Origin of the sequence: Chitinophaga sp. XS-30, assembly GCF_008086345.1 — a bacterium.
GTDB lineage: Bacteria > Bacteroidota > Bacteroidia > Chitinophagales > Chitinophagaceae > Chitinophaga.
The window spans coordinates 2947858-2961764 of the sequence record NZ_CP043006.1 but is presented as its reverse complement, the minus strand read 5'-3'; the positions used below and the strand labels follow the sequence as shown (position 1 = coordinate 2961764).

Sequence of the window (13907 nt, the reverse complement as noted above, 5' to 3'; positions counted from 1 at the left end):
AGGAATACCCTCACCGGCGGCTGACCCGGAAAAGCACCGCATCTTCCGCCCCTACTTTGATACGGGTGTTCCCGGAAGCCCGCAACGTTTCCCCGGAAAAAAGCTCCTTCAGCGCTCCGTCCGCACTCACTTCAAACACCCGCTCCTGCTGGCTGTAGTTGAGTATGGCCAGGTAATGGGGACTGGCGAATATATGCGCAGGCGCCTCCCCCGGCTGATGGTCGACAGGACGGAACACCCCGCCATTCCGTGCGGCTTCCAGCAAGTCCGGTTGCTGCAGTAATGATCTCGCAACGGCGTTGGCGCCTGAGGGCTTGGAAAAATCGTCCCCTGTGACGAGGGTTCCGGTTACAATGGCGGACACCAGCCTGGCCCGGTTCACGCCGGGCGCTTCTCCTGCAAATACCATATGGTCCGCATCAGCGAAGTCGTACAGATAGTTCTGCCACCAGCCGAGACTGGTGCTGTTCAGCGTATAAGCGGTTTCCTGTATGCCTTTGAATGCATCGCAGGCGATACGGCGCATATGCACATAACGCGCAGTTGCAAGGGTCGGGGAGATAGCGGCGTACACCAGCATTTTGCCATCCAGTTGATCGGTGAGGAATTCCATACCCTGCCGGAAGGCCTGCATACCGGTGGTGACCGCGGGATCATAAAACCCGTCCGCTTCTATCGCCGCATGACCGATGAAATCGATCTTGATCATCTCAAAACCGCAATCTTTGAATCTTTTGATCAGGTACGCGATGCGGGCGCGGGTGGCGGGATGGGTAGGGTCCATCGCCCGGGCGCCGTCAAAGTCGTGATACCGGCCGCGCACTTTCGTCCAGGTTTCGGCATAATTATACGTGCTGCCTTCAACGGTACGGGGCGTTTTGCCCCAATCCACGAACGGCGCCCAGTAAATGCCTGCTTTCAATCCCCGGGCCCTGCAATGGGCCACAAATTCGTCAAGCTGGCGAAAATCACCGGTCATACCACCCGGGGTCAGATTGTCCCAATAGGAATCCATCCCTATGTACAAAGTACCGTCCGCACTGCGAAAATCGCGGCAGGAGTCCGCAAAAAAATCCGCAACGCGGTTGGCCTTCTCCAGCGAAAGGCCGGTTTGAATACTTCCCCAGCTGTTCCAGGCAAAGGGCTTGGTTGCTTTCCACGGGAATATGTACCGCGGCTCCGCCTGCCGGCATGCCCTGGCGTAATGCTCCATCCCCGCGCGCCAGTCTTCCGCGAACAGCACCAGTATGCGTGGCGAACGGCCATGTGTTACAAGGCCATGCGGCAATCTATCCCGCGTAAGCGTACTGTCCGTCCATCCGGCCAATACAGCTATGCTGCTATCGCCGGACAATTGAATGCCGGTTTTCCAGTCGTTATGCTCAACAGCGCCGATGATCCATCCGTTGCGTGTTGACGGATCAAATAACGCCGTGACCCCGGAACTGGTAAAAGCCGTAGAATCCGGGTCCAGTAGTTTGTATTTTACCCAGGCGTCGTTATCGAAAGGCACCAGCACACCTTTCCCTTTAAACGAAAGACTGCCCGTCAGCGGGCTGGCACTGCGGGCGCCGCCGGATTCAACTGTTTCCGTATAAAAGCCGTTGAGTCCCTTATACGTATAAAAGGAATGCTCCCTTTCGCCGGCGCGGAAAGTGTATTTTTTTCCCTTGCCGAACCTGTCGTTCACCGGTATTACCTGCAGGCTTCGCCGCATGTTCGCAGTATCCGGGATATGGCCTTCGTAAGCCGCAAAAACATCGTGAAACACTTCACGACCGTTCGCCCATACGCTGTAAATACCGGAATGAAGGTCGTAGATGATCCTGTTGCTTTTACCGAAAGGAATGGTTCGCTGTTCCTGCGCATCGGCGGCCATAGCGAGCAGCAAAGCAGCAGGCAGTATAAAACGGGAGATGAGGGATAATCGCATATGCTATAAAAATAGCACCATTTCCTGCAAATACAAGTAACAGCGAAAGAGCCGGCCTTTTGTACCGTCGTCCCGTTAACGCCCCTTGTCTAACAGTCAGAGCAAATCCCCCGTACAGGGCCACCGGGTATGACAACAATATATTTTGCTGTATATTGACAGCCAGTAAAATTCACGGGATGAAGATCTTCACACTGGCAGCCAGCCTCTTGTTCAGCTATACCGTCATCGCGCAGCAGCGCCCCAATATCATCTTTATCGTAGCAGATGATCTTGGTTATGGCAACCTTACCAGTTATAATCCTTCGCATAAGGTGCCTACACCGAATATCGACCGGCTTGCGGCCGAGGGTACAAGGTTCACGCGCTTCTATGCCGGCAACACCGTTTGCGCGCCCAGCCGTTGTGCGCTGATGACAGGAAAGCATATGGGCCATGCTTACATCCGCGGCAATGCGGGTGCGCACCTGCGCGGGCAGGACACAACACTGGCCGAATATCTCCAGGCAGGCGGCTACACCACCGGCATGTTCGGCAAGTGGGGACTGGGGGAAGCCGGCACTGCCGGCGCACCGGAACACAAAGGATTCTCCGCATTCTATGGTTACCTGAACCAGACGCATGCCCATCACTACTACACCGATTACCTTTTCGAGATACAAAACGGAAAATCCGTTCGCGTACCGCTGGATACCACCGCCTACACGGATGACCTGATCATGCAGAAAGCGCTGGGATTCATCCGGAGCAACAGGAGCAATCCTTTTTTCCTCTACTTGCCGCTGACGATCCCGCATGCGGAGCTGCATGTCCCTGACGCTTACATGGCACCCTTCCGTCATGCGGACGGCAGCAGCAAATTTGCGCCCGAAACGCCGTTCGTTCAGAAAGGCAGGGTTACCTACCGCTCACAGGAACAGCCTCGGGCGGCCTTTGCCGGCATGATCACAAAACTGGATGAGGACGTGGCGCGGGTACTGGCGCTGGTAAAGGAACTTGGGCTGGACAACAATACTTACATCTTCTTCACCAGCGATAACGGTCCTCATCAGGAAGGCGGCGCGGATCCTGAATTCTTCAACAGCGGCGGACCGCTCAGGGGTATCAAGCGCGACCTTTACGAAGGCGGCATTCGTGTGCCTTTGCTGGTCAGGGCTCCGGGTAAAGTGCCTGCCGGTGCTGTAAGGGACGACATCTGGGCATTCTGGGACATTATGCCCACCGTTTGCAGACTGGCCGGAACACGCCCTCCCCGGGATATTGACGGCATTTCTTTTACTCCGGCGCTGACGGGGAAAGTGCAGAAAGCAAAACATCCCTGGCTGTACTGGCAGTTCTATGAAAAACAATATTACAAAGAAGCGATCGTGCAGGGCCACTGGAAACTGTTGCGGCTGAAACCGAAAGACGGTCCCGAAACCGTTGAGCTGTACGACCTGAGCAATGATATCGGCGAAACACGCAACCTGGCGGACCAGCAGGCCGGCAAGGTAAGCGAACTGCTGGCCGTGGCGCGCAAGGCCAGGACTCCCGCGGAGCACGAAGCATTCCGCTGGCCGGGAACCGAATAATCAATCTGTATCTCCTCTGCTGTATGCATTGTTCTCCTCATCCTCCGCGCCGGTTTCCTCCTGCTCGTCATCCAGCTCGCTTCCCGGTACGTCCAGGTCTTCTATCCGGTCATATTCATTCAATGGCGTCCCGTCCGCATCCCGGTCGTCCAGCGCCGTGCGCTGAAAATTCTGTTCATCGTGATAGGCCGGATCAGTATTGGCGCTTTGCTCCAGCAATTCGCTTTCCTCAGCAGATACATCCCCCTCATTGACTTCATCCAGTACGCCTTTTCCCTCTTCGTCACCGGACGATGCGGTAGTATCCGCCAGCTCTCCGGGCGGCGGGGGCGCTATATGCTCCTGGCCGGGAATATCTTTAACTTCGGGCAGGTCCATATTCACTTCCTCCGGCTGCATGCGCTGCTCGTCGCGCCGGTTGTCTTTCATATCTTTCTCATCCATATTCTTTTTTACGGAAAGAAGGTAAAAATCTGTGCCATCTTTAACAGCAGGAGAAACAGCAGAAAATCAAGCCAACCTGTAGAGGAAATTGCACAACAGCATTGCGCAGGATGAGCATTTTCAACGGCATAATATTGGCGGGACATTTTCAAAAAGGATGGCATGGAAAAAAATTTATCAGGCGGGGACCTGATCCCTTCGAACGAAAAAGGTCATCAATCCGCCACCTCCCACACCATCAAGACGGAAAATCACAAAGCAGCGCGGGCGCTGTACGAGGCTGCGCAACAGCGATTGCTGGACGTTAACAGCTGGAAAGAGATCAGCGGCAACGTCAGCGCCTCGTTCGTGCTGAACGACAGCCGGGGGACAATTGTACGGCGGCCGGCCATGGAAGGTGACTATATCCGTATCAGGATACCCGGTTCCACCGCGGATGAAACGCGGGAATTTGATTGGGTCAGGATAGAAAAGATCGTTGAAATGAGAAGCCCCCGCGGCACCGCGTACACCGGCATGCGCGTAAGGCCCGCCACCCCGCCGGAGGATGTGGACAGGGAAATTGAGCATTTCTTCCGGCAGGATGCTACCAGTTCCTTTATTGTTGAAAAAAGAGGCAATCTCATCAGGGCCAGCGTTTACGGGCGGAATGAAATGCCCAATACCGTTACTGGCCGTGCATTCAGGAAACTGCGCAACCTGCTTGCGGGGCTGGGAGCCATGCTGGGCATATCCCGGTTGCAATGGAAGAGCCTTGTAAAAGGGTTGCTGAGGGTGCGGAGAAACAGGGAACTGCTATAATGCGCCTTTCCCCCCGGAGATCCTGCGGCTGATCATCAGTATCATCAGGGCAAGCGTGGCGGCAGCGGCCATTGTACAGGCCATAGGCAGCACACTTTTTTCCGCGTACAGGCTAACCACTACCGAAGCCAGCGCACCGGTACCCATCTGTAAGGCCCCCATCAGGGATGAGGCACTTCCCGCATTCCTGGAAAACGGCCTGAGCGCCAGCGCCGAAGTATTGGGAATGACCAGGCCGAGGCAACTCAGCAAAATGAACAGGAAAATGACCGTTCCATACAAGCCGATCCACCCGTTGAGCAAACCCGCTACAAATAAAGCTCCCGCTGCAGTCTGGCAACCCAGCGCCACCGGTACGATCTGCTCGCTGCTGAACCTTCTGAGCAGCAGGCTGTTCACCTGGTTAGCGCCGATAAAACCTACGGAAAGCAGGGCAAACACCCATCCATACGCTTTATCGCTCAGGCCGAATACATCCATGAATACCTTGGGGGAGCCGGACACATAGGCGAACAGCAAACCGAAGGCCACCGAGCCGGTAAATGCATAAGTATAGAACATCGGCTCCCTTGCCACCGCCAGAAAATTGCTGATGATAGGTTTGGGCTTTAAAGACAGCGTAGTATCCGGCTTATAACTGTCCGGCAGCCAGAAAATGGTAGCCAGCAATATAGCCACGCCCATTCCGCCAAGGATCACGAACACCGCATGCCAGTTCCATGCGCTGGTCACATAACCGCCAACGGTCGGGGCCACCATGGGAGAAGCGCCCACCACCAGCATAAGCAGGGCAAATACTTTCGCGGTCTCGCTCACCGGGAAAAGATCGCGCACCATGGCTACCGCCGCCACTGCCGCGGCACAGCTGCCCACGGCCTGCAAAAAACGCAGGGCGATCAGGCTGTCTATCGTTTGCACGAACACGCAGCCCGCGGAGGTGAGGATATAGAGGACCAGGCCGATGTATAATGGCGGCTTGCGCCCAAAACGGTCCAGCAGCGGGCCATACAACAACTGCCCGGCTGAAATGCCGATGAAATAACTGGAAAGCGTAAGGGCCACGGTGGAAACATCCGTGTCAAGGTCCTTTGCAATGGCCGGAAAACCCGGAAGATACATGTCGATTGTAAATGGCCCCAATGCAGTGAGGGAGCCGAGGATCAGAATAAGCGAAATGTATTTTGACCTTGTCAGTGATTCGGATGCCAAGCGCTGATGTTTTTACAAAGATGCGCTATTATTTGATATCAATCCTCCCGGATCAGTTGCCGGAGTTTCTCTTCCTGCAGGATCGTGATGTATTTGGCGGATACGGAGATGATATGCTCGTTGATCAGTTCGTTCATCATCCGGAAAGTTGTTTCGTAAGTTGCGCCGATGTAGGAAGACATGTCCTGCTTGCTGAGCGGGAACGCAATAAATCCCTCTTCGTCCAGCCCGAATTTACTTTTCAGCACCAGCAGCGCATTGGCCAGGCGGCCTTTTACAGACATATGCGCGAGGTTGCGCATGCTTTTTTCGGATTCCATCAGTTCCTTTGCATAGAACTGCATCAGTTCGTATAACAGGTCATGGTTTACTTTCAGACTGGCGTTAAAAAAATCGATCTCGAAGAAACAGACCGCTGCCGGTTCCAGTGCGGTAGCCGTGACGGGGTACACCAGCTCCGTACCAATGCCGCGATGGCCTACAATATCGCCCTCCCGGGCAAAACGGACGATCAGTTCCTTGCCATCCGCCCAATGCTTGTGCACTTTCACTTTCCCGGAGTAGAGAAAAAATATGCCGTTCACCGGATCACCTTCCCTGAAAATGGTATCCCCTTTCCTGAGCGTGAAATTTTTCTTGTGCGCATGAATAGCGGGCAACCACTCCTTCATGCCTCTCCTGCATAAAAGACAGGTTTGCAGATCACATCCTTGCTTATCTTTCTTCATTACCTGTAATTACATTCGGCCGTACGCGCGGCTCCTCCAATATTTTCAACAGCTGCGCACGCACCGTTACGACTTCTCCCACCACAATGATGGCGGGGTTGGCAAAACCGCCGGCTTCCGCTCTCAGCATAATATCCCTGACGGTGCCGGTGATAATACGTTCATTTGCCATGGTGCCGTTCTGAATAATGGCCACCGGCGTATGTTCCTTGCCGTTAGTTGCGAATATGTCCATGATCCCGGCCAGTTTGCTCATGGCCATCAGGATCACTACGGTGGCGGTGGACTGCGCTGCCAGCCGGATGTCGGCTGAAATATCGCCGGTCCGGGTTGTGCCCGTGGTGATCCAGAGGCTTTCCGAAACACCGCGGCAGGTGAGCGGCAGCAGCTGCATGGCCGGAACTGCCAGTGCGCTGGAAATGCCGGGCACCACATTCACCGGGATACCCGCTTTCTGCGCAGCTTCCATCTCCTCTACGGCCCTTCCGAATATGAAGGGGTCACCTCCCTTCAATCGCACCACATGCCCATGCGCCAATGCCATCTCCACGATGAGATCGTTGATCTCCTGCTGGGACAGCGCGTGGCAGCCATAGCGCTTGCCAACGAACTGCTTATGCGCGGCCGGTGAGGCATATTGCAAAAGATCCGCATTCACCAGCGCATCATAAAGGATCACATCGGCCTGCCCGATCGTGCGGATGGCTTTCAGCGTGATCAACTCGGGATCTCCCGGCCCCGCTCCCACTAAAGATAATTGCGGATCTGGCATATTATATACATTAAATAAACAATTATTTGATAACAATCACATCGAACAAGCGTAAAAATAAAAAATTTACTTTATTTTCATGACTTACAATAGAGATTTGTTTTAAATCAACAAAATGACTTCCGAAAATATATTACATATAAATATTTTCAATTTAATTGTCTTATAAGTTCCGGGTTATTTTTATACATCCTCCCGACAGGTACGCAGACGCGTACCTGTTTGTTTTTATTCCGGTCTCTCTGTCCATCTATCTCATCATCCCGTATCATTGCATGCCTTATAATGCACCATGACAGGGGAATACAGGCAGGTTAAGCCATATCTCATTCATATCGAAGTTATATCCCACTTATTGATAAGCTATCTTTATAAGATATGGCTTATATATGCCTTAAGTATGCCTTACATTTTAAATTACTTCAGCCAGGCATACTAATATCGCACTATGAACAAGCTGGAGCAGTCCTTGTTATAGTTGTTGGGAAAAAACTGAACAGATGAAATAACATTCCATCTGACCCGTAACAAGTAAATATGAACAGATGAAATAACATTCCATCTGACCCGTAACAAGTAAATATGAACAGATGAAAAAATATGACGCTATTATTATCGGATCAGGACAGGCCGGCACTCCGCTCGCGAAAAAACTGGCAAAAGCAGGATGGAAAACAGCGATCATAGAAAAACGGTTCGTTGGCGGCACCTGTGTCAATGATGGATGCACTCCTTCCAAAACGATGGCAGGCGCCGCCAGAATGACCTATATGGCAGGCAGGGCACAGGAATTCGGCATTCCTTCAGACCCTTCGCAAATAGACCTGAAAACCGTAGTGGACAGAAAGAACAGTGTGGTCAGCCGCTCCCGGGAAGGTCTGCTCAAAAGCCTGACGGAAACGCCCGGTCTCGATCTGCTGACCGGCACGGCCGCATTCAGCGGCCACAAGACCGTCAACGTCACTTATACCGACGGCAGCGCGGATGAACTCTCCGCTGATCATATTTTCATCAATACCGGCACCAGGCCCCGCATCCCCTCCATACCCGGACTGGACAATGTGCCTTATCTCACCTCCACTACGTTGCTCGATATACCGGAGAAACCCGAACACCTGCTGATACTGGGCAGCGGCTACATTGCCATGGAATTCGGGCAGATGTTCCGGCGCTTCGGGTCCGCCGTAACCATCCTGGAACGCGCGCCCAACATTCTCATCCGCGAAGATGAGGACGTTGCCGAAACGATAGCGGGCATCATGGAAGAAGACGGCATCCGCATCATTACCTCCGCTGATGTAAAGGAAGCCACGCAGGAAAACGGGAAGATCACGCTTGCCGTTGCGATCAACGGCGCCACACAGCGGATCAGCGGCTCCCATCTCCTCATCGGCGCAGGCCGCATTCCCAACTCCGATGCCCTGCAGCTGCAGCAAACAGGTGTGGCTGCGGACGACAAAGGATACATCATCACCAATGAAAAACTGGAAACAAATGTGGAAGGCATTTATGCGCTTGGCGATGTAAAAGGCGGTCCGGCTTTCACACATATTTCTTATAACGATTTCCTGATCGTGTCAGGCAATCTCCTGGAAAAAAAACAGCGCTCTGTCAGGGACCGGCAGGTGCCGTACTGCATGTTCACCGATCCGGAACTAGGCAGGATAGGGCTGACGGAAAAAGAAGCGCGCGCGCAGGGATTTAAGATAAAAGTTGCTAAATTACCATTGACAAAAGTGGCGCGGGGCATCGAGTCCGGCGAAACCCGGGGCTTGATGAAAGCGGTGGTGGATGCGGAAACGAAACAGATCCTCGGCGCCTCCATCCTCTCCGTGAGCGGAGGAGAGATCATGTCTGTTTTACAGGTGGCGATGATGGGCCACATTACATATGAAGAAATGCGCAATAATGTTTTTGCACACCCTACATTTACAGAATCATTGAATAATCTGTTTATGACGCTGGATAATGATTGAAGTCTCGCATCTCCGAAAGTCCTTCGGCAATACGGTTGCTGTAAAGGATATATCATTTGAAGTAAATACGGGCGAAAACCTTATACTTCTCGGCACCAGCGGCTGTGGAAAAACCACCACACTGCGGATGCTTAACCGCCTCATTATGCCTGAATCCGGCAACATCCGCATCAACGGCAGGGATGTACGGTCGGTTTCCCCGGAAAAATTACGCCGGGGGATAGGGTATGTCATGCAGCAGACGGGATTGTTTCCGCATTATACCATAGCGGAAAATATCGCCATTGTGCCTAAACTGGAAAAGTGGCCAGGTGAAAAGATCAATGCGCGCACGCGGGAGCTGATGCATAAGCTGGGCTTGTCTTACGACACGCATGTGCATATGTTCCCGCATGAACTGAGCGGCGGCCAGCAGCAACGGGTAGGCATTGCGCGCGCGCTGGCGGCGGACCCGCCGGTATTATTGATGGATGAGCCGTTCGGTGCGCTGGACCCTATTACGCGGCAGAAGATCAGGAATGATTTCAAAGAAGTGGATGAGCTGAAGCGAAAGACCATCGTGATGGTCACGCATGATGTACAGGACGCTTTTGCCCTGGCTACGCGCATCTGCCTGATGGATAAAGGCGCCATTGTGCAGCTGGGCACACCGGAAGAACTGCGGGAAAAACCGGTGAACGATTTTGTGAGCCGTTTCCTTCAGGGAGAATATAACCACGCAACATGATGAATGAATTTGCCGGCTTTCTGCGATCGCACGGGGGCAAAATATTGCAGCAGACGCTCACGCATATCAATCTTACCCTGGTATCCGTAGCGATCGCTATACTGATCGGGGTGCCGCTGGGCATCCTGGTGGCGCGGAAACGCAGGCTGGCCGGCACGGTGCTGGGGGCCGCGGGGGTAATGCAGACCATCCCCAGCATCGCGCTGCTGGGTTTCATGATCCCTTTGCTCGGCATCGGCTCGCAACCTGCTATTGTCGCGCTCTTCCTCTATGCCCTGCTGCCCATCATCCGCAATACCTATACGGGCATTACCGGTGTGGACGCTACGGTGATCGAAGCGGCCAAAGGCCTTGGCATGAGCAGCAGCCAGATACTGTTCAAAGTGGAACTCCCCCTGTCCATGCCCGTGCTGATCGCCGGTATCAGAACGGCTACCGTTATCAATGTGGGAGTGGCCACGCTGGCCGCCTACATCGCAGCGGGAGGGCTTGGAGAATTTATCTTCGGCGGCATTGCCCTGAACAATACGAACATGATCCTTGCGGGGGCTATTCCCGCGGCATTACTGGCGCTTTTGTTCGACTTCATCCTGTCCCGTATACAAAAATTCAACTGGCGCAAATACCGCATGAAAGCGGGCATTATCGGCGCAGTGGTAATATCCTTCGTTCTTTTTTCGATGCTGCCTTCCGTAAAGCAGGGTAAACTGCTGGCGGGCTTCACACCGGAGTTCATGGGGCGGATGGATGGATATCTTGGGCTGAAAAAATACTACGGGCTGGATATCCGTACCGTGGTGATCAATGACGCAGTAATGTACCAGGCCATGTACGAAGGTAAGCTGGATGTGGTCAGCGGATACAGTACGGACGGGCGCATCCGCTCCTACAACCTCGTAACGCTGGAAGATGACCGCCACATCTTCCCGCCGTATTTTGCCGCACCGGTTGTACGCACCGCCACGCTGGAAAAGTATCCTGAGCTGGAAGATGCGCTGAACAAACTGGCCGGCAGGATCAATGATTCGGTGATGACCATGCTCAATTACCAGGCGGATTTCCTGAAAAAAGATCCGGCCGCCGTGGCAAAGGATTTCCTTGTTGCCCAACAGCTCTACCAGCCACCGCGCAAAGGCACCAAAGGCACGGTGCGCATCGGCTCGAAAATATTCACGGAGCAATACATTCTCGTGGAAATGTACAGCATGCTGATCAAAGGATATACAGATCTGGACGTATCGGCCAAAACCGGCCTTGGCGGCACCAAGATCTGCTTCGATGCGATCGTTAACGACCAGATAGATCTCTATCCCGAATATACCGGCACCGGCCTGCTGGTGATCCTGCAGGCGGAGGAAGAAAATGTCAGCCGCCTGACAAAAAATAAGGATAGTGTGTACCAATTCGTTCAGGAACAATTCTTGCGGCAGTACCAGCTCCGTTGGCTGCAACCCATCGGCTTCAATAATGCTTATGCGCTGATGATGCGGAAAGAGCGCGCGGAAGAGTTGAATATCCGCAGCATATCGGACCTCGCAGATTATCTCGGCGGGAATGACAAATGATGATAACAAGACAATGTGACAGGAACCATTTACCGGAAAAACAAACAAAAGATGAACCTTCTTACACAATACAAGACCGTCCGGCAATTGACAGAGCGTATCTGCAGCCCTTTACAAAAGGAAGATTATGTGGTGCAGCCCGTAGCGGATGTCAGTCCTCCCAAATGGCATCTCGGCCATACCACCTGGTTCTTCGAGACGCTGATACTGAAACCTTACAGCAAAGACTATACGGAATATGATCCCGATTTCAACTTCGTTTTCAATAGTTACTATGAAAGTCTTGGTACCAGGGTGATCCGCACACAGCGCGGCAATCTCAGCCGCCCGACGGTGGACGAGATCTATCGTTATCGTGCACACGTAGATAAAGGCATGGAAACATTGCTGGCCTCCCCGGTAAACAGCGATCTGGCTACGCTCATTGTGCTGGGCTGCCATCACGAGCAGCAACACCAGGAGCTTTTGTGGACGGATATCAAATACATCCTGGGCCATAATCCCCTGTTCCCTGCATACAGCGAAAAGGCGCCTGCAGCCACGCAAAAAATGGCGAAACCCGGCTTTTTGCAGGTACAGGAAGGGTTGTACGATATCGGTTATGAGGGAGATGGCTTTTGCTATGATAATGAACTGGACCGGCATCCGGTGTACATACAGGATTTCAGGATCGCATCGGAACTGGTAACGAACGAAGAATACCTGGCCTTTATCCATGAAGGCGGATACAAGAACTTCGTACACTGGCATGCCGAGGGTTGGGACTGGGTAAAAAATAATGCCGTGGAAGCCCCGCTGTATTGGCATTACATCGACGGGCAATGGTACAATTACACCTTGCAGGGCCTGCAACCGGTCAACATGCAGGACCCGGTAACGCATGTCAGCTACTACGAAGCGGCCGCCTACGCTGCCTGGCAGGGAAAGCGCCTGCCTACGGAATTTGAATGGGAAGCCGCGGCAGACCGTTTTGCCTGGGGGAAATGCTGGGAATGGACGGAAAGCGCATACCTCCCCTATCCCGGTTTTACCCGCGCTCCCGGCGCTGTAGGAGAATATAACGGTAAATTCATGGTGAACCAGAAAGTGCTGCGGGGCGCATCCGCATTTACGTCCCCGGGGCATCAGCGGATCACTTACCGGAATTTCTTTCATCCGCATTTGAGATGGCAGCTGACTGGCATCCGGCTTGCACAATAACAAACTTATGAACACAGCAGTGACGACCCGGAAGCAGGTCAATGTTTTTATGAGCGATGTAATGGCCGGCCTGAACGCCAGCCCCAAATACCTCCAGTCGAAATACTTTTACGACGCCAGAGGAGATGCCTTGTTCCAGCAGATCATGCATTGCCGGGACTATTACCTGACCCGCTGCGAGATGGAAATACTCTCGGTACAATCCGGCGAAATGGCGGCCCTGCTTTCGGGAGACCAACCGTTCGACCTGATAGAGCTGGGCGCGGGGGATGCATCCAAATCCTTCCATCTGCTGAAGGCGCTTATACAGCGCAAATCCCTGCACTGCTACTACCCGATAGATATATCCGCCAACATCATCGCACACCTGGAAGAAACGCTGCCGGCCAAATTACCGGGACTGAACATGGAGGGGCTGAACGGAGATTACCTGGATATGCTGCAAATGACCAGGCAACGTTCCGGCAGAAAACGGGTGATCATGTTCATGGGCTCCAGCATCGGGAACTTCACTCCGCCCGAAGCCTTGCAGTTCTGCTGCAGGCTGCGCCAGCAGATGAACCCGGGCGATGTGCTCATTGTCGGATTTGACCTGAAAAAACATCCGGCCATTATCCTGAAAGCCTATAACGATTCACAGGGCATTACCAAAGCTTTTAACCTCAACCTGCTCCACCGCATCAACCGGGAACTTGGCGCGGATTTCAATACGGACAATTTCGGGCATTATCCCGTGTACGATCCGCTGACCGGCAGCTGCAAAAGCTATCTCATCAGTCTTGCTGAACAGACGGTACGTATCGGAGAAGCAGGAACAGTACGGTTCCGGAAAGATGAAGCGATCTATATGGAGATATCGCAGAAATACACCCTGGAAGAGATCCACCAGATGATGGAGAGCGCGGGATTCAAGCCGCTGCGGCATTTTCACGATACAAAAAAGTGGTTTACAGACACCGTATGGCAGTGCCTGTAAACCGT

Annotated in this window: 12 protein-coding genes; 7 read left to right on the top strand and 5 right to left on the bottom strand. The window is 53.2% G+C overall.

The genetic code is table 11. The features are described from left to right. Positions 1-10: 10 nt before the first annotated feature. Positions 11-1933 carry an alpha-galactosidase gene (locus FW415_RS12185; RefSeq protein ID WP_148385253.1) on the bottom strand — a complete coding sequence of 641 codons (1923 nt, stop codon included), beginning with the start codon at positions 1931-1933 and terminating at the stop codon, positions 11-13. Between the two features lie 179 nt (positions 1934-2112). Here FW415_RS12185 and FW415_RS12180 point away from each other — a divergent pair, with 179 nt between their 5' ends. Beyond that, positions 2113-3504, top strand: coding sequence for an arylsulfatase (locus tag FW415_RS12180; RefSeq protein WP_148385251.1), 1392 nt, complete (start codon positions 2113-2115; stop codon positions 3502-3504). Here FW415_RS12180 and FW415_RS12175 read toward each other — a convergent pair whose 3' ends face one another. Further along, a complete protein-coding gene (locus tag FW415_RS12175; protein ID WP_148385249.1) occupies positions 3505-3948 on the bottom strand; it encodes a hypothetical protein in 444 nt (147 codons plus the stop codon). It lies immediately after the preceding gene. A gap of 162 nt (positions 3949-4110) precedes the next feature. Here FW415_RS12175 and FW415_RS12170 point away from each other — a divergent pair, with 162 nt between their 5' ends. After that, positions 4111-4749, top strand: a complete 639-nt coding sequence (locus FW415_RS12170; RefSeq protein ID WP_148385247.1) for a hypothetical protein — start codon at positions 4111-4113, stop codon at positions 4747-4749. Here the strand turns inward: FW415_RS12170 and FW415_RS12165 are convergent. The 3 genes from FW415_RS12165 to cobA are packed head-to-tail and all read right to left on the bottom strand — an operon-like array spanning position 4744 to position 7458. Further along, on the bottom strand, positions 4744-5958 hold the full coding sequence (locus tag FW415_RS12165) for a multidrug effflux MFS transporter (RefSeq protein WP_246859018.1): 1215 nt from the start codon (positions 5956-5958) through the stop codon (positions 4744-4746). The two genes, FW415_RS12170 and FW415_RS12165, sit on opposite strands and share 6 nt — an antisense overlap. Before the next feature lie 38 nt (positions 5959-5996). Then, entirely contained in the window at positions 5997-6629 is a 633-nt protein-coding gene (locus FW415_RS12160; protein WP_246859017.1) for a Crp/Fnr family transcriptional regulator, read from the bottom strand. 43 nt (positions 6630-6672) lie between these two features. Continuing rightward, on the bottom strand, positions 6673-7458 hold the full coding sequence (cobA, locus tag FW415_RS12155; protein ID WP_148385242.1) for a uroporphyrinogen-III C-methyltransferase: 786 nt from the start codon (positions 7456-7458) through the stop codon (positions 6673-6675). Between the two features lie 590 nt (positions 7459-8048). Here cobA and FW415_RS12150 point away from each other — a divergent pair. From FW415_RS12150 to egtD, 5 genes are read left to right on the top strand one after another with little or no spacing between them, the layout of a single operon-like run. Next, positions 8049-9434, top strand: a complete 1386-nt coding sequence (locus FW415_RS12150; protein ID WP_148385240.1) for a mercuric reductase — start codon at positions 8049-8051, stop codon at positions 9432-9434. After that, positions 9427-10161, top strand: a complete 735-nt coding sequence (locus FW415_RS12145) for an ABC transporter ATP-binding protein (RefSeq protein WP_148385237.1) — start codon at positions 9427-9429, stop codon at positions 10159-10161. Before FW415_RS12150 ends, FW415_RS12145 begins: the two co-directional genes overlap by 8 nt. Beyond that, positions 10158-11726: an ABC transporter permease/substrate-binding protein gene (locus FW415_RS12140; RefSeq protein WP_148385235.1), complete on the top strand. Its 1569-nt coding sequence runs from the start codon at positions 10158-10160 to the stop codon at positions 11724-11726. The genes FW415_RS12145 and FW415_RS12140 overlap by 4 nt, the downstream gene beginning before the upstream one ends. A 51-nt stretch (positions 11727-11777) precedes the next feature. After that, complete coding sequence (gene egtB / locus FW415_RS12135) at positions 11778-12926, top strand: ergothioneine biosynthesis protein EgtB (RefSeq protein ID WP_148385233.1); 1149 nt, start codon at positions 11778-11780, stop codon at positions 12924-12926. 7 nt (positions 12927-12933) lie between these two features. Next, entirely contained in the window at positions 12934-13902 is a 969-nt protein-coding gene (gene egtD, locus FW415_RS12130) for an L-histidine N(alpha)-methyltransferase (RefSeq protein WP_148385230.1), read from the top strand. Positions 13903-13907 lie beyond the last annotated feature (5 nt).